Annotated in this window: 21 protein-coding genes; 8 read left to right on the top strand and 13 right to left on the bottom strand. The window is 59.9% G+C overall.

Annotated elements, in window-relative coordinates; all coding sequences use genetic code 11:
- Positions 1-45: 45 nt before the first annotated feature.
- The gene (locus tag EII26_RS02430) at positions 46-1,578 is read right to left on the bottom strand and encodes a sodium:solute symporter family protein (RefSeq protein WP_124887557.1); all 1,533 of its coding nucleotides are present in this window, start codon (positions 1,576-1,578) and stop codon (positions 46-48) included.
- Positions 1,579-1,838: 260 nt separating this feature from the next.
- Entirely contained in the window at positions 1,839-2,990 is a 1,152-nt protein-coding gene (locus tag EII26_RS02425) for a serine/threonine protein kinase (protein WP_124887556.1), read from the bottom strand.
- A gap of 202 nt (positions 2,991-3,192) precedes the next feature.
- On the opposite strand from EII26_RS02425, the gene EII26_RS02420 reads away from it, so the two are divergent.
- On the top strand, positions 3,193-4,617 hold the full coding sequence (locus tag EII26_RS02420) for a helix-turn-helix domain-containing protein (protein WP_124887555.1): 1,425 nt from the start codon (positions 3,193-3,195) through the stop codon (positions 4,615-4,617).
- Positions 4,618-4,685: 68 nt separating this feature from the next.
- Here the strand turns inward: EII26_RS02420 and EII26_RS02415 are convergent, their stop codons facing one another.
- Positions 4,686-4,865 carry a putative motility protein gene (locus EII26_RS02415; RefSeq protein ID WP_124887554.1) on the bottom strand — a complete coding sequence of 60 codons (180 nt, stop codon included), beginning with the start codon at positions 4,863-4,865 and terminating at the stop codon, positions 4,686-4,688.
- Positions 4,866-4,932: 67 nt separating this feature from the next.
- Here EII26_RS02415 and EII26_RS02410 point away from each other — a divergent pair, with 67 nt between their 5' ends.
- Positions 4,933-5,406, top strand: coding sequence for a hypothetical protein (locus tag EII26_RS02410; protein WP_124887553.1), 474 nt, complete (start codon positions 4,933-4,935; stop codon positions 5,404-5,406).
- 5 nt (positions 5,407-5,411) lie between these two features.
- On the opposite strand, the gene EII26_RS02405 is transcribed toward EII26_RS02410, so the two are convergent.
- Positions 5,412-6,587, bottom strand: coding sequence for a type III PLP-dependent enzyme (locus EII26_RS02405; protein ID WP_124887552.1), 1,176 nt, complete (start codon positions 6,585-6,587; stop codon positions 5,412-5,414).
- A gap of 195 nt (positions 6,588-6,782) precedes the next feature.
- Here EII26_RS02405 and EII26_RS02400 point away from each other — a divergent pair, with 195 nt between their 5' ends.
- On the top strand, positions 6,783-7,097 hold the full coding sequence (locus EII26_RS02400; RefSeq protein WP_124887551.1) for a hypothetical protein: 315 nt from the start codon (positions 6,783-6,785) through the stop codon (positions 7,095-7,097).
- A gap of 5 nt (positions 7,098-7,102) precedes the next feature.
- Entirely contained in the window at positions 7,103-8,281 is a 1,179-nt protein-coding gene (locus EII26_RS02395) for a DUF362 domain-containing protein (protein WP_124887550.1), read from the top strand.
- Between the two features lie 253 nt (positions 8,282-8,534).
- Here the strand turns inward: EII26_RS02395 and EII26_RS02390 are convergent, their stop codons facing one another.
- The 4 genes from EII26_RS02390 to EII26_RS02375 all read right to left on the bottom strand — a co-directional run bounded on the left by EII26_RS02390 (position 8,535) and on the right by EII26_RS02375 (position 11,958).
- Positions 8,535-9,290, bottom strand: a complete 756-nt coding sequence (locus EII26_RS02390; protein ID WP_158612108.1) for a M48 family metallopeptidase — start codon at positions 9,288-9,290, stop codon at positions 8,535-8,537.
- Positions 9,291-9,292: 2 nt separating this feature from the next.
- Entirely contained in the window at positions 9,293-10,024 is a 732-nt protein-coding gene (locus tag EII26_RS02385) for a sulfite exporter TauE/SafE family protein (protein ID WP_158612107.1), read from the bottom strand.
- A gap of 179 nt (positions 10,025-10,203) precedes the next feature.
- Entirely contained in the window at positions 10,204-10,800 is a 597-nt protein-coding gene (plsY, locus tag EII26_RS02380) for a glycerol-3-phosphate 1-O-acyltransferase PlsY (protein ID WP_124887547.1), read from the bottom strand.
- 66 nt (positions 10,801-10,866) lie between these two features.
- Positions 10,867-11,958 (bottom strand): RelA/SpoT domain-containing protein, encoded by a 1,092-nt coding sequence (locus tag EII26_RS02375; protein ID WP_158612106.1) that lies wholly within the window; start codon positions 11,956-11,958, stop codon positions 10,867-10,869.
- A gap of 374 nt (positions 11,959-12,332) precedes the next feature.
- On the opposite strand from EII26_RS02375, the gene EII26_RS02370 reads away from it, so the two are divergent.
- The 3 genes from EII26_RS02370 (at position 12,333) to EII26_RS02360 (ending at position 15,311) form a co-directional block, all read left to right on the top strand.
- Complete coding sequence (locus EII26_RS02370) at positions 12,333-12,974, top strand: M48 family metalloprotease (RefSeq protein ID WP_158612105.1); 642 nt, start codon at positions 12,333-12,335, stop codon at positions 12,972-12,974.
- Positions 12,975-13,112: 138 nt separating this feature from the next.
- Positions 13,113-14,333 (top strand): aminotransferase-like domain-containing protein, encoded by a 1,221-nt coding sequence (locus EII26_RS02365; protein WP_124887544.1) that lies wholly within the window; start codon positions 13,113-13,115, stop codon positions 14,331-14,333.
- Positions 14,334-14,432: 99 nt separating this feature from the next.
- On the top strand, positions 14,433-15,311 hold the full coding sequence (locus EII26_RS02360; RefSeq protein ID WP_124887543.1) for a radical SAM protein: 879 nt from the start codon (positions 14,433-14,435) through the stop codon (positions 15,309-15,311).
- A 10-nt stretch (positions 15,312-15,321) separates the two neighbouring features.
- Here the strand turns inward: EII26_RS02360 and EII26_RS02355 are convergent, their stop codons facing one another.
- Genes EII26_RS02355 through cbiB form a run of 3 tightly spaced genes read right to left on the bottom strand, consistent with a single transcriptional unit; the run spans position 15,322 to position 18,893 of the window.
- Entirely contained in the window at positions 15,322-16,806 is a 1,485-nt protein-coding gene (locus tag EII26_RS02355) for a cobyric acid synthase (RefSeq protein ID WP_124887542.1), read from the bottom strand.
- A gap of 32 nt (positions 16,807-16,838) precedes the next feature.
- A complete protein-coding gene (locus tag EII26_RS02350) occupies positions 16,839-17,873 on the bottom strand; it encodes an aminotransferase class I/II-fold pyridoxal phosphate-dependent enzyme (protein WP_124887541.1) in 1,035 nt (344 codons plus the stop codon).
- Between the two features lie 45 nt (positions 17,874-17,918).
- Positions 17,919-18,893 (bottom strand): adenosylcobinamide-phosphate synthase CbiB, encoded by a 975-nt coding sequence (cbiB, locus tag EII26_RS02345; RefSeq protein ID WP_124887540.1) that lies wholly within the window; start codon positions 18,891-18,893, stop codon positions 17,919-17,921.
- Between the two features lie 97 nt (positions 18,894-18,990).
- Between cbiB and cobT the strand changes: the two genes are divergently transcribed.
- On the top strand, positions 18,991-20,091 hold the full coding sequence (gene cobT / locus EII26_RS02340; protein ID WP_124887539.1) for a nicotinate-nucleotide--dimethylbenzimidazole phosphoribosyltransferase: 1,101 nt from the start codon (positions 18,991-18,993) through the stop codon (positions 20,089-20,091).
- A gap of 65 nt (positions 20,092-20,156) precedes the next feature.
- Here cobT and EII26_RS13530 read toward each other — a convergent pair whose 3' ends face one another.
- Together EII26_RS13530 and glpX are read right to left on the bottom strand one after the other, a co-directional pair.
- Entirely contained in the window at positions 20,157-20,345 is a 189-nt protein-coding gene (locus EII26_RS13530; RefSeq protein ID WP_124887538.1) for a 4Fe-4S binding protein, read from the bottom strand.
- A 49-nt stretch (positions 20,346-20,394) separates the two neighbouring features.
- Positions 20,395-21,396: a class II fructose-bisphosphatase gene (gene glpX / locus EII26_RS02330; protein ID WP_124887537.1), complete on the bottom strand. Its 1,002-nt coding sequence runs from the start codon at positions 21,394-21,396 to the stop codon at positions 20,395-20,397.
- Between the last annotated feature and the right edge of the window lie 230 nt (positions 21,397-21,626).

Raw genomic sequence — 21,626 nt, 5'->3', positions numbered from 1 at the left:
TCCCCACAGCGCATTTTCCGGCGCGGTACCATCCGACGCCAGGCGTCAGTTCGTCGATTCGGCGATCGGCAAGGGTAAGGGTTCGCGGCGCATCCCGTTGGTGATGTAGCCGACGATCATGTAGACCAGCGAGCCGCCGATGCCTGCAATGATCGGCGCCTCGACCCATCCGAGCCCGCCGTAGATAACGAGGTAGACATTGGCAAAGAACCCCGTGGCCATCGAGAGCAGACAGGTCAACAGGTTGCCGTCGATAAACGTCCTGATTATGGTCGGCCCGACCAGCATCGAGATGAGGCCTCCGGTGCCTATGTAGGCGATACGGTTCAACATGCCCTGAGGGGCGAAGAAGGTCAACACGATGCCCAACACCGTCGTGACGACGACAGCGCCGCGGTTGAGGGTGTTGGCATATTTCGACTCCCTGCCCGCAGCCGAGACGAAGAGGTCGTGCGAAAGTGCCGATGCCTGCACCTGAAGCACGGAACTTATGGTGGACAGCATCGCGAATATGATGAACAGGGATATGATGCTGGCCACGGCAGGCGACAGGTAGGTGTTCAAAAAGACCGGCATCGCGTGATCCGCAACGTGCGCGCCCGCCGGAGCACCAGCCGCCAGGGTCTGCGGCCAGGTGGGATCCTTGTAGAACATGTAGATACCGACCATGGGGACAAAGCTCATGGCAAACCCCATCGGTGCCATGAAGAGCGCGACGAGCGGGATATTCATATTCTTCTTCATGGCGAGAAAGCGAACCGACATGTAGGGCAAAACCGTAGTGAAGAGCATGGCGTACACGAAGACGAGGAACACGCTGTACTTGGGATTGCCGTAGGGATTCGACGTGGTGGGGTTCATGAACTCCGGATTGATCTCGCTGACCTTGGCGATGAGCTCCGTGAGCGACACATCCTGCATTATGACGTAGTAGACGATGGCCGAGGCGATGACCATGCCGCAGCACATGATCGTGTCGGTGATCGCCACGGCCAGAAGCCCGCCCTGCATGGTGAAGATCATGACGACCGCCATGAAGATGACGGCCGAGATATGGACCGACGTCCCGAGCCATTCCGACGCGACGCTCGCGACGGCGCGAATCTGGCCTATCATGTAGACCGACATGAATATGAAGGTAGCAATGGCTGCCAAGAAGTGAACGAGACGGCGCATGCCGTGCGAGCCCCTGTGGGTATTGGCAAGGTACTCCGGCACGGTCAGCGCCCCGTATTTTTCGCCATGTTTGCGCATGAAGCCCGCGAAGAAGAGCGAGCCGAAGGTAATGGCCGGAGCGAAGAAGAAGTTCGCAAGAACCTCGATGGTCCCGTAGGCATAGGCCGTCCCCGGCGAGCCTATAAAGCCCCAGCCGCTGTAGCCCGTTGCCATAAGGGTGCCGGCCGCTATGAAGGGGCCCATCTCGTTGCTGCCGAGCAGGAACGCCTTCTCGTCCTCACTGGACAGGTGAGCCGTCGCTGCTTTTTTCTTGAGCCTGACGTTGGTCCACCAGCCCACTCCAATAAGTATGGCCGACGCCAGAAAAAAGATGGCCCATCTGTAAATGGCTACGCTGGTCATCAGTCACACTTCCCTTTTCCCTGTTTAATTTGCCTGCGGATACAGGCAATGATCGGAACGGCAAAAAGGATAACGCTGCCTATCGCGAATGCATCCAAGGTCCATGAACCCAGCATGGCATCCTCCTTATTCAGCAAATATTTTAAAAAGCCTGGCGGACGAAAAAGGAGGTTTGTCGAGCTCAATGACTATGGCAGCCAGGCAAACCTCCAAAAACGTTATGCTAGACCGAAACCTTCTTTAGATCAGATCGCAGCTTTTTAACCATTCCTCATCTTGCCGAACTCGACGAGCGTGGGATCCGCCACCTGCTTGGGGAAGTAGTCCTCGCACTTGCCCTCGCGGTAGACGTCCGCCGTCGCGCAGTGGAGACCGCCGCCGAAGGGATAGGCGTCGCGGAAGGGCACGGGGATGACGTTCATTCCCAGCTTGTCCATCTGCTCCAGCTGATGGACCTCGCTCGCCTCCACGAGAACGGTCTTGTGGTCGAGAACGAGGCAGTTCATGGACAGCCACACGCTGGAGTAGCAGAGCGCCGGGGGCTCCTTGTGGGCGGGCATCGCCGCTTCCACGATCTCCCAGCCGTTCGCCTCGAAGATCTTCCTCTGGTCGGCCGGCAGCTTGCGGTGCGGGTTGTTCAGGATAAGACCGGGACGCAGCGGCACGAAGGTAGCGTCGATATGGATGGGATAGGGATCCCCGGGGAAGTTCACCGCGTGGATGCGGAAGTCCGGGTACATGCGGCGAATCCACTCCATGGCCTTGCGGTTGGTCGTCAGGCCGTGCTGGATGAACAGGTCCTTGCCCAGGCGCAGGACATCCGCCGCGTCGAAGAGAATCTCATGCTCCGTGGTGACCATCTCGAGTTTCGCCGTGCGCTCGAGCAGCACGTCCTCGGTGATGTCGCCGTCATAGTAGTGCATGTCGTAGCTGGCGTCCCCCAGCTCGGGGCGCGGAGCGAAGAACCAGCGGAAGTCGGGATCCTGATCGAAGTATGTGCGCAGATTCTTGGAGTAGGCCAGATACTCGAAGAAGCGGGAACGGAAGGACATGGGGGCGCAGATGATGTCGCTGCCGATCGTGAGGAGGACGTCGCGCGGAGGCATGCATCCGAACATGCTTCCGGTCATGAAGTGCGGCGTCACGACGGCCTGGTTCCACTGGATGGGCTCCGGGCGGTCAACCTTGACGCCGTGCTTCTCGAGGATCTTGACCAGATTATCGAGCTGGGCGTTTGCCTTCTCGACCGTGTCCAGAGGACGGGGGCCGGTCATGCCGCGCATGGGGCTGTCCAGGGGAACCTTCGCCTTCGATGCGGGCTCGGACGGCGCGATGCAACAATTGTCCGCACGCCCGACGATGACATGCTTCAGAGGATCGAAGTCATTCCACGAATTAACTACCTTTGCCATTCTGCTTATCCTCCTTTTTTGTGCAAAAAGGCCACGAAAACAGGCTCCCTAAAATCTGAATATCGTGGCATTAATGCGAGACACTTGTTTCCCAACGCAGTCATGTTATACAATTTAAGACGGTCTTGCACCGTTGAAAATCCACAGACATGAATTGCTTTGCAATTCGTTTTTTATGCGTTTTGCACAGGAGGTTTGATTGATGCTCGACTCCGATACCTTCAAAGGCATCGCACAGGAAGTTGTCAACACCATGACGCAAATCGTATCCTTTCCCCTGATCGTCACAAATGCTCTGGGGCTCGTCATCAGCGCCTCCTCCGCGTCTCTCCTGGGAACACCCCGAAAACTATGCCTTGCACTTCTGGAGAAACCTGCCCAGGAAAGGAAAAGGGCTGCACTGCAGCACAATGCAGAGAAGATCGACGGCTCAGGAATCGCCGTTCCCCTGTTCGATGCGTGCATGGAGGTGGTGGGCTCCGTGGAAGTCCTGGGGGAGGCCGGTTGTGTGCGTCCTTTTGCCCTGGCCATAAAGCGGCAGATCGAGATGGTCCTGAAAGAACGGCAACGGTTGCAGACCGCTTTCCTCAAGGAAAATGCCATTCAGGACGTTATCTCCGACTTCGTCAATTACGTCCCCGGCATCAGCGATCTCGGCATGCTCGAGACAAGAGCCCGCTGTCTCGGCTTTGCTCCGGACTTTCTTTACGTTCCCATCGTATTCGACATCCATCACTTCAAACGATTCACCCGTGAACAATGGGGCAAAAACTCCTGGGAAAGCGGCGGAGAGGCCGAGAGCTTCATCCAGGCGCTGAAAAATCGCATTCTGATGGATATAAGGGGCATATTCAATCATCCCAACGACGTTTCCATCTCCCTGAAAAGCGACAAATACGCCATTTTCTGCTCCATCTCCCCTCAGATCCGAAACGACAAGGAGAAAGTCTACCAGCGAGTCAACGACAACTCCCTTCTCGTCCTTAAAAAGCTGACGGAAAAGAAACTGTCTGCGGTGATCGGGATCGGATTTTTCTTCGAAGGGGTGCCCGAACTCTCCTTTTCCTACCGCAGCGCATGGGAGGCGGTACATCTTGGGAAGACGCTCTTCCGTCGTCCCGGGGTTTATGATATCCAGGACCTGCGTTTCGAGTATCTCCTCTCCAGCCTTCCACTTGATCGGCAAAGGCGTTTCGTATCCGATCGGCTTTCCCAGATCGAACTGTCCCCCGACGACAAGGACCTGAGAAAGACGATCCTGGCCTACGTCAAGAACTTTTTTCATCATCAGAGCACTGCCGACGAGCTCCATATCCACAGAAACACCCTGAGCTATCGGCTCAATCGGATCCGAAAGCTTACCGGAAAATCCCTGCAATCCTTCCACGAATTTCTCGAGATGTACGTGGCTTGCCTGCTTGCCGACATCCTCTCACCCGATACTACGGACGCCGAAAAACGGCAGAGAGCCAAGATGAAGGCCCGCTGCCGCCGCCCATCGCCTCCGTTGACAAGGGATCCGGAAGACCCCACAAGCGATCCCGTACACGACATCTTTCCGCAAACGACACGCAACATCAACTCATCCCGTTCCACCGGGAAACGCAAGATGCAGATTTCGCCGTAGCGACCGAGAACGATGAAGGCACACCCCCCAAAAGGGATATGCCCTCACGAAAGAGCTTCGCGAGACGCCTACGCCTGGACGTCCAGCGCCCCGCCCACCCCCATAGACTGCAGGAGTTGAGCCATGGTCGCCCGCTCGAGCTCCATCACGTTCTTCAACATCGACGCCTGCACGGCGCTGCTCACCCGTACGGCGGCCATGTCCATGGAATAGCGCGCAATGCTTTCGGATATTTCCAGGTTGCTCACCTCCTCAAGGCTTGAACCCCCCGTCCCGACAGGGGAACGGACCCATTTTATATTAAGGAGGCCTATCGTGCACTACCTCGACTTTGCCGGCTGGCTCGTATTTGCGACATGGGCCCTATCGGATCTGGTGCCACGCTATGTCATGCCCCTGCTCCATCCCGTCTACGACGCACTGGAGGACATGGAAAACGGAGCCTCCCCGATGGGACGTCTGGGCACCCCCATCTCGCTGCTCGTCCAAATCCTGATCTCCCTGATCCTCACCTGGATCCTGACCGGCTGGACGGCCTGGTGCGTCCTGCGCTGCATGGCCTATGCCCAGAACCCGGCCACGGGAAAAGCCCTTTATTTCATCACCGGCTTCGTCTGCTGCGAATACGCCTTGGCACGGATAGCCCGTGCCGATCGTTATCGGGGCTTCTTCCTTTCCGTTTTTCACTTCACCATGGCGATGGGAGCGTTCATCGTATACAGCATCAATCCCGCCCCAATCAAGGAGGTCTACCCCTGGCTGGTGCGATGGATGGGCCTCGACCTCTGAGTCCGTCACTCGACGACGTAGCTCCTCAAGGGGGGAAAACCGTTGAAGAAGACGGAGCTGTAGGTCTGGGTATAGGCCCCCGTCGTAAAGACGTAAAGCCTGTCTCCCTCATCCACATTCACGGGAAGACGGACCAGATTTTTCTCGTAGAGCACGTCCATGCTGTCGCAGGTCGGCCCGGCCAGGATGTAGTCCCGGCTCTCCCCCGTCCGCTCGGAGTAGATGGGGTAGCGCAGGCTCTCGCCGATGGTCTCGATGAGCCCGCCGAACTTTCCGACGTCCAGGTAAATCCAGGGGAGCCCGCCCTCCCGCTCCTTATGGGACACCAGGACGACCTCCGTGACGAGCACACCGGCGTCGCCGGCCATATAGCGCCCCGGCTCAATGATGATTCGGGGAAACTCGTCTCCGAAGAACTCCCTCAGGTAGTCCGTGATCTCGGCGGCATAGACGTAGGTCTCCTCGATCGGGGTCCGATAGTGCGCCGGCAGCCCGCCCCCCATATTGATCAGATCCAGTGCAATTCCCCGATCCGCCGTGGCCTCGAAGAGCTCCTTGCAGGTTTCGATGGCCATGCGCCACTGGGTCACGTCCTTCTGCTGGGATCCCACGTGGAAGGATATTCCTCTGGGATTCAGCCCTAAAGTCTTCGCCAGCAGGATGTTATCGAAGATCACCTCGGGTTGGGCTCCGAATTTTCGGGACAGGGGCCAGTCCGCTCCCCTCCCGTCCGCCAGGATCCGGAAGAATACGTCACTCCCCGGAGCGTTGGCCGCCAGCTTGCGCACATCGCCCTCGGAGTCCGAGGCAAAGAGGCGAACCCCCTTATCGTAGGCGTAACGGATATCCCGCGCTTTCTTGATCGTGTTCCCATAGCTCAGCCGGTCCGGAGCCGCCCCCAGATTCAGCATCAGATCCAGCTCATGGATAGAGGCTATATCGAAGCAACTGCCCCGTTCGATGAGTAGCTTAAGGATCTCCTTTTCCGGATTCGCCTTGATCGCATAGTAGATGTCCGCATAGGGCATGGCCTTCCTCAGGCTGTCGTATTTTCCGGCGACGACCCCGAGGGAGAGCACTACAAAAGGAGTTTCCTTGTCTGCCGAGAACGCCTTCAACCGGGCGAAACGCTCTTTGGAAATATAGCCGTCGAGGTCAAAAGAATAATCGAATGCTTGCACGGCAACGCCTCCGCTTCCATCGTAGAATGGACGAACTCCGGTTGTATAGTGTAAACCAGAAATTGAAATGAGAAAAGGTGCCGAGGCGTCTGCACTCCACCTCAACGAAACGATGTGCTATGATGGGGCCTCGAACGAAACGACCTCCCGCAGCCTCGTGAAAGAGAGCGCGGAACCGAAAGGAGCTCACCCTTCGTGAATTGGGTTCATTTTCTGGAGACGATGATGTTGGTCTGCTTTGGAGCCGCCTGGCCTCTGTCCATCCTCAAATCCTGGAGGGCACGTACAGCCAGGGGAAAGAGCCTGGGTTTTCTCTCGGTGATCCTGCTTGGCTACTCGGCCGGAATAGCAAAGGTCTATCTGGTCGACGGATTTCGAGCCTTCCTGCTCATCCCCTACTCCATCAACTTTACGCTTGTGGCCATAGAGACGGCCCTTTATTTCCGCAACAGTCGGATCGACCGGGAGACCGAGCGAAAAACTCGGGAACAGCTCCGGGCAGAGTCCTGAAAGGGGTGTCCACGGCAGGGATGTCCGGCAAGGTTCTGTTGCTCCGCCGATCGAGCTACGATCTTTCCCAGGTCGATTCGGCCGTCCGGGCGGCCTTCGAGCACTTCGGCGGTATCGGCCGTTTCGTTGCACGCGGGGACAGGGTTCTTCTGAAGGTCAATCTCGTGGCCGGACACGCGCCCGAACGGCGTGTCACGACGGATCCGTCGGTCGTCCGCGCGGTAGCCCGGCAGGTTCTGGAGTCAGGAGGTCGTCCCTTCATCGCGGACAGTCCGGGAATCGAGTCCTTCGTGCCCGCAGCCGAGAGGGCCGGGTTCATGAGTGTGGCCCGGGAACTCGGGATCCCCTGTGTCGAACTGACGGACCCGGTCCCGATGCCCGCGAAACAGGGCGCCGAATTCCGCAAGATCGAGATCTCCCGTCAGGTCCTGGAGGCCGACGCAATCATCAATCTGCCCAAAATGAAGACGCATGGCCAGATGCTTCTGACGCTCGGCGTGAAGAACCTTTTTGGCTGCGTCGTCGGACGGCGCAAGGCCTCCTGGCATTACGACGTGGGCCTGAGTTGCGAGCGTTTTGCTGCCCTGCTTCTGGACATCCATGACGGAATCGCCCCGGCCCTGACGATCCTGGACGGCATCATCGGCATGGACGGTATGGGGCCGACGAGCGGAAAGCCTCGACCCTACGGGGTTCTGGCCGCTTCCAAGGACGCTTTGGCGCTGGACCTCTGGCTGGGCCGAATGATGGGAGCGGCTCCGGAGGACTTTCCCCTGTGGCTGGCGGCGAAAAAAAGGGGGCTCCCGCAGTGCGTCCTGAACGAGGACGATTTGGCGGGGGACTTTGCCCCGGATCACGTCTTTCCGAACGTGGACATCCCGACCCCTCGCGGACTGAGGCTCCTGCCCCGCCTGCCCTTTGCCCGGATTTGGGAGCGTGCCCTGACATCCCGTCCGGTCCACGTTCCCTCCCGCTGTATCGGTTGCGGCCGCTGCGAGGCCGTCTGTGCCGCCGGGGCTCTGATCCATTCCAACCGCACTCTGAGCTTCGACTACGGAAAATGCATTCGCTGCTACTGTTGCCACGAGATGTGTCCCGTCCAGGCCATCGAGTTCCGTGAAAGCCCGGTCATCCGCTGGCTCCGAACGATCGAGCGCCTGGGTGCTCGGCTGAAAGCAAGATAGCGACGGAAATCGGGGATGAAGCCCCCTCCTCCGAGGTTGCACGGAGCAGGACTTTCTTCGGCTGCTTTCGCGTCTTGGAAAAATAAGCGAAGGGGATCGACCGCATGCCATGGGGTTTGATCGTGATCTGCGTCACCGTGTTCTGCATCTTTTTTGCCATCCATTGCCGTACCCGAACCTCGAGGCCCTGCCCCAAGGGATGCCACGGTTGCGGCCGCTGCATGTCCTCGAGGAAGACGAACCCGGAAAAAAATTAACGCGCCCATCGCGGCACCAACCCCCAGCCTCCTTTGAGCTCGGCGGCGTGGCGTTCCGCCTCGGGGTCCATCTCCCGCAGGCGGTCGTGAAAGGTCCGTGCATGATTCATCTCCGTAATGTGACAGAGCTCGTGCAGAAGGACATGCCTCACCAGATTGGGGGGAAGAAACAGCAAGCGGGAGTTCAGGCTGATATTGCCCTTGGACGAACAGCTCCCCCATCGGCTCCTCATTGCCTTGACCGAGACGCCTCCCACGGCGAGCCCATGCTCCATGGCCAGCTCCATCAGGAGAGGGGGCAAAGCCCGGCGGGCCCGGAGGAGCACCCAGCGCCTTAGGGCGGCGAAGGCCTCCTCCTTACGGAAGTCCTGCGGCAAACGCAAAAAGCCGTCCTTTGCGGACAGGCGTTCCTCGGGGGAATCCGCCGCAACGACGCGCCATTCCTCCCCCAGCGCCCTCAGAAGAATCCGCTTTGGCGGGGCTTCCTCCACGTCACCGGCGTGACGAGCCACGGATGAAATGTGCACCCTTTCGAGGCTTTTGACGATCCAGGCTTTATGAGGCTCAAGAAGGGCATCGACCTCCCGGAGGGGAGGATGCCCCATCGGCACCACCAACGTCAGCCCCGTACCGTTGACGATCAAGCGCAGTCGCCTGGCGCGTACACTTCTCCGTACGGTGCACAGACAGCTCCCGCCCCCCAGCGGCCCCAGGTCCAGGACGAACCGTTCCTCCGTTTCGCCGGCCGCCACGATCAAGCCGCGAGGAGGGTGAACAGCCCCGCCAGGAAAAGGAAAGCGTAGAGCACCAGAAGGAAGGATCTCTGCCCAAGCCGCCTGTGCAATGGAAGACTCAAGATAAGCCCCACAAGCACCGCCGGAATGCTCCAGGCGGTCAGGGAAAGGACTTGAGGGACGTCGATTCCCGCCAGAAAATACTGCGGCACGACGATCAGGTTACTGAGAAACCAAAGGGCCAGCAGGGAGGTGCGAAACTCTCCCTTGTCCTTGAACGCGGTCTCCGCGTAGAGCATGACAAAGGGACCGCCCGAACCGAAGCTACCCTGTACGGCGCCCCCGAGGACAAGCATGAGTCGACTCAGGATGGGCCCCGGAACGAAACGAGCCAAACGGGCACACCGTGCACGCGCAATCCCCCACAGGGCTATGGCGACGATGAGGGCCCCCAGAACGGGCTTGAAGGTCGAGGGCGGTATGGACTTGAAAAAAAACACGCCGACCGGAGCGCCCAGCGAGAGATAAAAAACCATGATTCCAACCTTCCGCCATACGACGCCGGAACGATCCATCAGGAGAAAACACGCACAAAAAATGAGGGACTGAAGCGTCAGGACGGGGACAACCACGCGCGGATCGGCAACGAGCCGAACGGCAAACGGCAAGGCCAGTACCGTTCCTCCGAACCCCGTAACCCCCTGAATGCAATAGGTGGCGAACACCACGGCCGCAAAACAAAACTCCCTCACCCCGAGGCCCCCTGTCTCAAAACAACGCTCCATACGGCCAGAAGGCCGACAGAGCGGAAAAAATTCAACAACTGCCTTTTCGAGTGATTGAATGGCCCTTGGACACCGAAAGAAAACGACGGGAGGGGCGGCAAGCTGCAGGCCCGCCCACATGGAGCACGACGAAAAGACTCAGCGGATCAGAGCGAATTTTCCCGTCCCCGTAAGAGCCTGCCGATATTAGAGCGGTGCCGAAACACCGCCAGCAAGGCGAGGAAGAGGGCGAGGAGAATAAAGGAAAGGGGGGCGTCCAGCATCCAAAAGAATAAAGGCATGGCCAGCAGAGAGGTCATGGAGGCCAGGGAGACGTAACGGGAGGTCGTCATGACCGCATACCAAACGGCACCGCACATCAGGACGATCGCGAAGGAGTTGTAAGGCCAAAGGAAGAACATGGTTCCGTACGTCGTCGCGACGCCTTTGCCGCCTTTGAACTTCAGCCAAACCGGATAATTGTGCCCCAGAACGACACAAAACGCCGAGAGCGAGAGCATCCAGGGAGCGGAGGAAGCCGAGTTCGCGGTGAGGAGCAACGCCAGCGCCCCCTTGAGCATATCAATGACGGTAACGCAGACCGCCCACCTTTGCCCCATCAGGCGACGCACGTTGGTTGCTCCAATAGCCCCGGAGCCGACCGTACGTATGTCGACTCCTCTGAAAATGCGGGCCGCCAAATAGCCCGTCGGCAAAGAACCGATAAAGTAGGAGACGATCATCCAGAGCATTGCGACCCGCATCGTCCATTCCTCCCCAGACAAACAATCAACGTCGTACGCCTCTCTCCCGAACGCTCCTGTCCGGGGTTAATCGATACCCCCGATACGGTCGGAGCCCCGTTTGATGTTCAGGTGCACGAGGTCCTTATCCTTCAGCACATCCCATTTGAGGTTCAGAACGAGGAGGAAGATCGCCGAAAACGGATCTACCCTCCAAGCCGAGCTTTCCTTGGCAAAGGCCTCGCGTATGGTCCGAAGCTGCTGCAAGCCCAGTTCGTTCTCCTCCATCTCCTCCAGGAAGCGACGGACCTCCGATATCGTATCGATTCCCGCCGTCCTAAGGATGAGATAAAGGTAGTCAAAACTCTCCTTCAGGTAATCGGGAGCCGGAACGAAGATGGGAAAACCGGCCTTCACCGCCAGGGAGTTCCATCGGCTCATCAGGTTCGGCTCCGCCTTGAAGAAGGCGTAAAGCTCCTCCTCCCCGAAAATCCGTTCGGCCGTCAAAGTGGTCTCCCGGAGTTCTGCGGAATCCGAGCTCGGGGGGACCAGGACGGCAACCTCCTTGGCCTCCTCCCACAAGGACAGGAAGCCCTCGTCCGCCTCCTCGAGAAGCGCGGCCAGGCGGACGAGCCTGCGTTTGAGTTTCTTCTCGGATACCGAGTCGACGTTTAGATTGACTCGCGGAGCGATGGTGGCCCAAGCCTGCTGCAGCATGGTACGCAGTTCCAGCCGAAAGCTGATGTCCCTGTACTTTCCCCACTCCCGTAAGGAGGATCGGTTCGTCGAGAGTGCAAGGGTATAGACAACGGCGGGATACCCGAAACGGAAAGGGTCCTCCAGTCCGCTCGATGTGATGGAGCGGGAATGATCGACATCAAACTCGCTCTGAATGATCTCCTCCACCTTATAGACGTCCTCGGGAAAACGCAGAAGAACCCGAACCGTAACCAGGTCCGGAACGGAACCCAACTCCACGTCCCTCTCATCCCCTCGCGCGCCCGGAGCACGGACCACATCCACGGGGGGCTTCGCCCATCCCTCGATACTGTAAACCTCGATATCCTCCCGTTCGATCAGGTCCTGAACCAAATTGCGCACTCGCGAGGCGTATTCCTCGTAGAGGGAAAGCTTCTCGACATAGCGGATGCTGAGTTCGTCGACATGACGTCTATCCAACACAATCACCGTCCAAAAATGAACTGCACGCTTTTGTTAATGATCTGCGCGAGAGTCACTCAGCCTAGAGTATAACCCAGGAATCCCCTATTGAAAAGCTCGGGAGCACCTCAAATCCGTGAGGTGCCGCGGGCCGAAAGAAAACATATCGTCCATTGGGGGCAATATTTTTCCGCAAGTGACGGATGCGCCCCAAAAAGCAAAAAACTGTTCCTGCCGTACACAAAATTCACCGGGGGACTCCAGCAGGGATCGAGAGCCAAATTTGCCGAATTCAGCTTACTTCTCGCCATCCGATATGCGATAAAATGGGGGCAACATCCCCCCAGCCGCGGGGGGCCGAAGGGAAACATCGACACAAGGAGGTCGTATCCATGAGACGAGTATCGTCGTTTCTCACGATGCTGCTTTTCCTGACAGTTTTTCTTACTCCGGGAAGGGCTGTAGCCGCCATCGACGCTGCGACCGTGGAGGCGGCGTGGCGACGCATCGCCGCAGCCGCCGATATCAAGGATGTAGCCTTGACCTACGAAAAGGACGAGGCCCCAAACGCCTGGGTGAAGTTCGAATCTCAGAAGAGATTTACCGTTCACGTCACCTATGGATTGATGCGTATCCTCTCGACAGCCGACGAGATTGCCGGAATTTTGGGACACGAAGTCGGGCACGTCCGACGGGGACACTACAGCCGGGGCATGCAGCGCAACATCGGATGGAATATCCTTGGCGCTTTGCTCGGTCAGGCCGGCGACGCGGCCCAGATTGTCGGGGCCGTCGGGATGAACCTGGCCGAGAGCGGCTTCAGCCGCGAACAGGAGGTCGAGGCCGATGACTACGGCATGGACCTTGCGGTCAAGGCGGGCTACAGCCCCTGGGGCCTCTACAATGCGATGAAGAGCTTCAAGGACAACGGCTACGCTACGGGAAGGAGCGGCTTCAACTCGCACCCACCCACCGAGCGTCGCCTCAGACATCTCCGGGAGAGGGCCGAAAGGATCGAAAAAGGAAGGCAATAGCAAGGGTGAATCTTTTTAAAAACCACTTCGGATGATATACTCAACCCAACGACACCGAGGAGCCTTGTCTTCTCCGACCTCGCGCAGTGCTCCGGCGCGCGTGCCGGAAAACCCGTTATCCGTCAAGGAGGAGTCAAAATGAACGACAATTGGAAAAAGAAATTCAGCACGGCGGCTTGCAAGACGCGTCCCTCTCCGGTCAGGGAGCTTCTTAAGGTGATCAAGCAGCCGGGAATGATCTCCTTCGCGGGGGGAATGCCTGCACCCGAGGTCTTTCCCATCGAGCAGTTTGCCGAGGGGGCGGAAAAGCTGGTCAGCGATGGGGCAACGATGCTCCAATACGGTACGACGGAGGGCTACGACCCGCTTCGCAACTTTCTGAACCAATGGACGGCTCCAAGGCTGGGGCGAGAGCTCTCCCTGGATGAAATTCTGATCACGACCGGTTCGCAGCAGGTCCTGGATCTCTTTGCATGGGTCATGATCGACCCCGGCGATGTGGTCATCGTCGAGGACCCCTCCTATATGGCCGCCCTGACGACCTTCTACAACCATGGCGCACAGTTTGCCAGCGTTCCCGTCGACGGCGAGGGCATGGACGTCTCCAAGCTGCCCGCCCTCATCGAGAGCCTGCTCAAAGAGGGCAAGAAGCCCAAGTTCATCTACACGATCGTCAACTTCCAGAACCCCGCGGGATCCACCATGACCCTTGAGCGGCGCAGGGAACTGGCGGAGATCGCGGACCGTTACGACCTGGCCATCTTCGAGGACGATCCCTACGGCTACGTGCGTTTCGACGGAGAACATCTCCCCAGCATCTTCTCCTTCGACAAAGCGGGCAATACCGTCTACGCGGGGTCCTTCTCCAAGATCCTCTCCCCCGGCGTCCGTCTCGGCTGGGTCAGCGGGTCCAAAAGCATCATCCGCCAGATGGCTATCTTCAAACAGTCGACCGATCTCTGTTCCAGCAGCATCTCTCAGGTACTGACCTACGAATACTGCCGTAAGGGATACCTGGACGCCCATCTTCCGAACATCATCAAAAACTATCGGATGAAGCGGGACGCCATGGAGGAGAGCTTCCGGAAGCACCTGGCACCTCAGGGCATCACCTGGGTAAAGCCCGAGGGGGGCTTCTTTTACTGGCTGAACACCGGAGGCATCGACAGCGATGAGCTTGCCAGAAAAGCACTGGAGAAGAAGGTAGCCATCCTCCCCGGAGCCTCGTTCTGCCTCAATCCCGAGGCGGGCATCCATGCCGCAAGGGTCAACTATACCTATTCGCAGCCCGACGTCATAGAAGAGGGCGTGACCCGTCTGGCTCAAGCCATCCAGGAGATGAAGCTGGCCGCCCGATAGAACGCTCAAGAAGGCAATTTTTCGCAAAAGACGCCGCGTCGAGCGGCGTCTTTTGCATCCTGCGGCACGGAGACATCACGAACGAGGGGGGGAAGGACTATGGAAAGAAATGGAATCGTACCGCGATGGTGGGCCCGGGACGAGGAAAGCAAGGTACTTTGCCGGCTTTGCTTTCGGGGCTGCACGCTTCCCCCCGGCACGGCCGGTTTTTGCGGAGTTCGGGCAAATCGGTCCGGCACGCTCGTCTCTCCTTGGCTGGGGCGTTTCTGCTCTCGCGCCGTCGATCCTGTCGAGAAGAAGCCTCTGGTCCATTGGCGGCCCGGAACGCTCATCTATTCGCTGGGGAGCGCGGGCTGTACGATGGCCTGCCCCTTCTGCCAGAATCACGAGATCGCCCATCCCAAGAGTCCGGAGGGTCTGCTGCAACGGACGCTCCTCCTGCCGCCGGAGGAACTGGCGCGCGAGGTCCGGAACCTGGGCATCCCCTCCGTCGCATTCACCTACAACGAGCCCACCCTCCAGGCGGAATACATTCTCACGGCGGCCCCCCTGCTGAAGGAGAACGGGATTGCCCTCGTCCTCGTCACGAACGGCGCCATGAGCGGACAGGTTGCCGCGGAACTTCGGCCTTGGACGGACGCCGCCAACATCGACCTGAAGTCCTTCGACCCGCAGCATTACAAAAGTCTCGGGGGCTCCCTCGAGGCCGTCAAAGCCAATATAGCCGCCTGGGTTCGGGGCGGGGTTCACGTGGAATTGACCCACCTCGTCGTCCCCGGAATCGTCGACACGGAAGAGGGCTTCGACGCCATGACGGACTGGATCGCCTCCCTGTCTCCGTCCATACCGCTGCACCTCTCGCGTTATTTTCCCGCCTGGCGTTACGCCGCGCCCCCAACCGATATCGGACTGCTGCGCGCACTGGCCGACCGGGCACGGAGAAAACTGCTTCACGTCCACCTGGGGAACGTGCGCTGAGGCCGCTCGCTCAAAGCCCCATCTGCTCCAGGATCCAAGCGACGTCAAGGTGCTCCTCGACCGCACGGGCGAGCGTATCGTAGGCACGTTCCTTCATCCCCGCCGTATCGACGGCCGCACGTTCCTCCAAACCGCGCCCGTTGCGAAGAGCGTTGAGCCAGAGGGCTCGAAAGCGATCGTTTTCGAAGACGCCGCAAAGGGACGTGCCCGCAACCCGCAGCCCCGGCAAGGCCAGTCCCTCCGTGCGCCCCTCGGCGAGAAAAAGGGGGACGCAGGGCACGCCGTCCTCGGCCTGCGTCCGGCCGACGCAAGTCCGATACCCCTCGACGGGAATGACCTCCAAAACAAGTTCCGGATTGACCTTCCCCGAGATGCGGACCACGCCGGATTCCTCTCCCAAGTCCGTGACCGCGGGAAGGAGGCCCAAGCCGCCGATTTTACCCGTCTCCCTCCCCGGCCGCTCCAAGCGGCGCCCCATCATCTGGAATCCGCCGCCGAGGCCGAACACGGAGCCTCCTCCGTCCACGAACGCGCGCAGCCTCTCGGCCAGTCCCGTCTCGCGCAGCCAGGCCATATCCCAAGCGGCGTTCCTGGAGCCGGGAAGGACGATCGCGTCCAGGGACCGCAGGACTTTGGCCGGGGTCTCCTCATCCAGCCCGATCAGCTCGACGTCCGGCTCGAACTCGAAGGGGTCGAGGTCCGTGAAGTTGGCAATCCCCGGGAATCGGACCACGCCGACCATGAGATCCGCGCCGCCCCCTCCTCGCCCCCAGCGAAGGCTCAGGGAATCCTCGCCTGCTATGGAGGCCCCCCCAACCCACGGCATCACTCCGGCGACCCGAACGCCGTTACGCGCCTCCAGCCATTGAATGGCGGGAGAGAACAGTGCGGGATCCCCCCGGAACTTGTTGAAGACCACGCCCTTCACCCGGGACCGGTCCGAACCCAGCAGCTCGAGCGTTCCGACGACCGAGGCCAGGGAACCACCGCGGTCGACGTCCGTCACCAGCAGGACAGGCACGTCCGCCTCCCGGGCGACGCGCATGTTCACGATTTCCGTGGCGTTCAGGTTCACCTCGGCCGGGCTGCCCGCCCCCTCGATCACCACGGCATCGAAGTGGCCGGCGATGTGCCCCAGCGCGCGCCGGACCGCCTCGATTCCTCGGGTCATCGTGAAGGTGCGGTAATACTCCCGATCCGCCGGGGCCTCGAAGGGCCGTCCCTCCAGAACGATCTCGGAACAGGTGTCCCGGCGCGGCTTCAAAAGGATGGGGTTCATGAAGGCCTCGGGCCGAAGCCGTGCGGCCTCCGCCTGGACGGCCTGCGCGCGGCTGATCTCCAGGCCGTCCCACGTGACGCAGGAGTTGTTGGACATGTTCTGAGACTTGAACGGGCAGACCCGAATGCCCCGGTCAGCAAGCAGACGGCAAAGTCCGGTCACCAAAAAGCTCTTTCCGGCATCGCTGCTGGTGCCCTGTATCATGATTCCCTTCATCAAGATCGCTCTCCTTGTTCATGCAAACGCCGTCAAAGCTCGGACAACGCCCGGACCAGCAGATCGTTCTCCTCAGGAAGCCGCGTCGCCACGCGGATGCATCTTCCGTCCAAGCCGGGAAAGCTGCGCGTGTGCCTCACCACGAGCCCCCGCTCCAGGAGTCCGCGAATGACCCGCGAGTCGTCGTCCGTCTCGATCAGAAAGAAATGTACGCGCGAGGGCCGCACCCGGATCCCGGATCGGCTCAATGCGTTCATGAAACGCGGCGTCTCCGTCGCGTAAAAGGCCCGCGTCTCGCGAAGAATGGCCTCATTTCTCATAAACGCCGAACAGACCGCCTGGGCGACCGCATTGACGCTCCAGGTGGGCTGGCGTGCCTTGAGCCGTACGATCCAGTCCGAAGACGCCAGGACGTAACCGATTCGGGCCCCGCATAGGTGGTAGAGCTTCGTCAACGACCGGAGAAGCAAAAGGTTGGGAAAAGCACGAAAATCGAGAAGAACGCGCTCTCTTTCCGGAAGCAGGAAGTCGATATAGGCCTGGTCGACCACAAAGAGCGTGTGTGGATTCTCTCGGGCAAGACGTTCCAGCTCGCCGAAGGGAATGTACGCTCCGGTGGGATTGGAGGGATTGCAGAGGACGACCAGATCAAAAAAGACGTTCTCCACATCCGCAAGATTGAAAAGATCGGTCGTCGTCACCCCGAAAGCCTCAAGAGCTCGCCGGTACTCTCCATAGGTCGGCTGGAGCACCGCAGCCTGCCTTCCGGAAAAGAGGGAGGTCAAAAGATAAAGAGCCTCGTTGGAGCCGTTGGTGAAGAGCAGCTCGTCCAGGGCGCACCCCTCGCGCTCCGCCACGAGGGAGCGAAGTTCGAGGACCTCGTCGTCGGGATAGGCGGAAAGGCAACGGGACAGATCGATGTCCACCCCCTCCGGCCAGGGCAGTGCATTCGTGTTGGTGCTGAAATCGATGACCCGACCCGGCATGGGGATCCCCATCGCCGCGTAAAGTTTTTCCGGGTTCGCCCCATGCGCCCGAATCGCGAAGCCCCAGCTCGAATCGGTCATTTCGTCCCTCCGGCGGGGAAGCCCAGGTTATGCACGATGACGGAGTCAAGCATCAAGGGCGACCATGGCCGCACCGGTCAGCAGGATGAACAGGGCGACCGACGCATCCAGCAGGACGTGGGAGCGAAGGATGTCCTCCGGCACGGGTTCCCGAAGGGGATCTCCAATCCAGGGCTTTTCTGCAAAGACGTTGCCATAGAAGGCACCGCCGCCCAGACGGAGTCCCAGCAAACCGGCAAAAGCGCTTTCGCCGTGCGCGCTGTTGGGACTTCTATGGTTTTTCCTGTCGCGCATAAAGATGCGCGCCCCCCGAAAAAGGGGGTAGCCCAAACAGCCGCCTGCAAGTACGGTGACGATGCCGCCCATACGGGCCGGGAGGAAATTGAGGACATCGTCCAGCCTTGCGCTCGCCCATCCGAAATCCTTGTAGCGTGCGTTTTCGTAGCCCACCATGGAGTCCAGGGTGCTGGCCGCCTTGAACCCCCAGGCACAGGACACGGCCCCTGCCCTGCCGCCGAGGAAGTAGCCAAGGGCCACAAAAAACAACACGGACAGGACTCCATCCACAGCGTTCTCCGCAATGGTCTCCACGGCCGCACGCACCACTCCGGGCATGTCGAGCCGATCGGTGTCGCGTCCGACGACGCGGGACAGCGCCGAACGGGCCGCTTCGAGGTCCCCTCCGAAGAGCGCGGTTGCGATCGGCAGGGTCTCGTCCTTCAGGGAACGCCAGGCGAGAGCCGCATAAAGCAGGTAGACTTCCACCACGAGGGGCCCCCCCGGGAACAGGGAGGCGACCGACATGGACAGTCCGGCGATCGCGAGCACCGTCACCAGCACCGCGGCACAAAACAGGGCTCCACGCCGACGGCCTCCCCCCTGCCCGGGCTTGGGATAGAGGTACTTTTCCCAAAATCGGACACAACGGCCGATCCCGACGACGGGGTGAGGCAACCCTTTGGGGTCCCCCAAAAGAACGTCCAACAACAGAGCCGCGCCCAGGACACAAACGAAGTTCATCAAGTTTATTCTCCGTATCCGCAGTTTTTCTTTTTTTATTATACAATCAACTACAGGCAGGAATTTCAGGAAAATGAAGGGAGCCCGGAAAATCGATATGAACGGCACGAAAATTGCGTTGTCCCTCGACGAGGCTTTAGGCCTTGTCCGCCCGCTCGACGAAAACGCGATGAAGGCGGCGGCAGAGCATCAAAACCGCCTTCTCAAGCCCGCCGGCAGCCTGGGAGAACTGGAGGCCATCGCCATCCGAATGGCCGGCATCACCGGCCAGCTCCACAACACGGCCCAGCGCAAAATTCATTTTCTCTTCGGCTCCGACCACGGCATCTACGACGAAGGAGTCTCGGGCTCCCCACAATACTTCACCAAGGCCCTGATGGAATTTTATGCCAACGAGTCCGGTTGCGGCATCGACGTGCTCTGCGGACACGTCGGCGTCGAACTCCGTTTGCTCGACCTCGGGGTTAAGGAGCTGGCTCCGCATCCCAAAATCGACGCCTCGCACCGTCTGATGCCGAATGGGACGGAGAATTTCGCCCGCTGCCGTGCGATGACGCCCGAGACGGCACGAAGGGCCGTCGAGCTGGGCATCGATCTGGTGGGCGATGCAAGGGCCAAGGGGTATGAGATCGTCGGGACGGGCGAGGTCGGGATGGGCAACACCACGCCGGCGTCGGCCTGCATCATGGCAGCTTTGGATCTGAAGGACCCCGCCGCAGCCGTTGGGCGCGGGGGCGGGCTGACGGATCAGGCGTTCGAGAAGAAAAAAAAGGTCATCGTCGAGGCCCTGGCGTTTCATCGTCCGGCCCCGGACAATCCGCTGGAGATCCTCTCCTGCGTCGGGGGGCTGGACATCGCCGCGATGACCGGCGTCTTCATCGGTGCAGCCGTCCATCGCCTTCCCGTCATCATCGACGGAGTCATATCGATTGCGGGTGCGGTACTGGCAACGAAGCTCTGCCCTCTCGCCAAGGGCTACATGATCGCCTCACACCTCTCCAAGGAGCCCGGTTACGCGGTCGCCGCCGAATCCCTGGGGTTGACCCCGCTGCTGAACCTCGGAATGAGGCTGGGCGAGGGCACGGGCTGCCCCGTCGCCATGCAGATTGTGGACGATGCGCTGGCCGTGATGAACCGCATGGGAACCTTCGACGGAGTCTCGTTGGAGTCCGAATACAGAAAGGGACTCAAGGCATAAAAGCTTTCGGGATGTGAACATTTTTTCTCCTAACATCGAGGGGCGCCGATGCGGCGCCCCTCGAATCATCCCGCCTCGATCGCTCGGGCAGGACAAGCCCTGTAGCAACGCATACAGCCGATGCAGGCGGATTCGTTCACCTCCGCACCCCCCTCGGGAAGGCCGATCGCTCCCACAGGACAGGCCTTCACGCAACGGCCGCAAGCCGTGCAGTCGTCCCTTCGCACACGGGCCTTGAGCCCAGCTACCGACATCCTCCCGTCCCCTTCCTCCCGACGGGCGCCCCAAAACGCGAGTCCCCGATCAATGCTTGGGGCTGTAATCGATGGCACTGCCCAACTCGGAGAGCTTTTTGGGCGAGTGAACCGCGGAGATGTGGCGCACCGTCCCGCTCTTGCCCCTCATACAGATGGAGGAGGTGTGGATGTGCTTTCCCTTATACCTTACGCCCCTCAGCATGTCCCCATCCGAGGCCCCCGTGGCGGCGAAGAAGACGTTGTCGCCCTTCACAAGATCCTCGAGCTCCAGGACCGAGTGCCGCGTCAGGCCCCGAGCCTTGGCTTTCTCCTCGTCCTCCTCATTGCGGAAGTAGGGACGGCACTGCATGTTGCCTCCCAGACACTTGACCGCACAGGCAGTGATGACGGCCTCCGGAGAACCTCCGGAGCCCAGCAGCAGATCGGCCGTGGCATCCGTCCAACAGGTGGTCAGAGCCCCGCTGACGTCTCCGTCGGGGATCAGACGAATGCGGGCGCCGAGTTTACAGACCTCCTCGCGGATGGCATCGTTTCGGGGACGGTCCAACATCACGACCGTGACGTCCTCGACATCCTTGTTCTTGGCCTTGGCGACGCGGCGCAGGTTGACGTGAACCGGCGCCTCGATGTCGATAAAATCGGCGGCCTCAGGCCCCGTCACAATCTTGTCCAGATAGAAGAGATCCTGAGGGCTGAACATGCTGTTCCTGTCCGCGGCGGCGACGACGCTAATGGCCCCGCCCAGGCCGCAGGCCATCAGCCGCGTACCATCGATGGGGTCGACGGCGATGTCCACCTCCGGCCCGTCTCCCAGCCCCAGTTCCTCCCCGTTGAAGAGCATCGGAGCCTCGTCCTTTTCTCCTTCCCCGATGACGACGGTCCCCTTCATACTGACGCTGTTGAGCATGTAGCGCATGGCCTCGACGGCAGCGCGGTCCACATCGTTCTTGCTGCCTCGCCCAAACCAGCGGCCGCTGGCCATGACCGCAGCCTCCGTCCCGCGGACCAACTCGAGCGCCAAATTCTTATCCGAAGCGAAGAGCGACATCAAAAACAACCTCCCTGCAATCCGATCTCGAAAAATATGCCCTCGAAGCGCCACATCGAAGAAGAAAACCCAATCCATCCGTGCCCACTTTGCAGGAAAAGGAGAAAAAAGTCAAGCCCGAGACGAGGCTCGGTGTCGCCGGACTGTGATAATGTCATCCCTTAGCGGGACCGAGAGAATGTCCCCCCCTCAGGACAGGAGCCTCTTGGATAATGGAGGCATGAGGAATT

This window comes from Fretibacterium sp. OH1220_COT-178 (assembly GCF_003860125.1).
Classification (GTDB): Bacteria; Synergistota; Synergistia; order Synergistales; family Aminobacteriaceae; genus CAJPSE01.
This window is presented reverse-complemented; position numbering and strand designations above follow the sequence as displayed.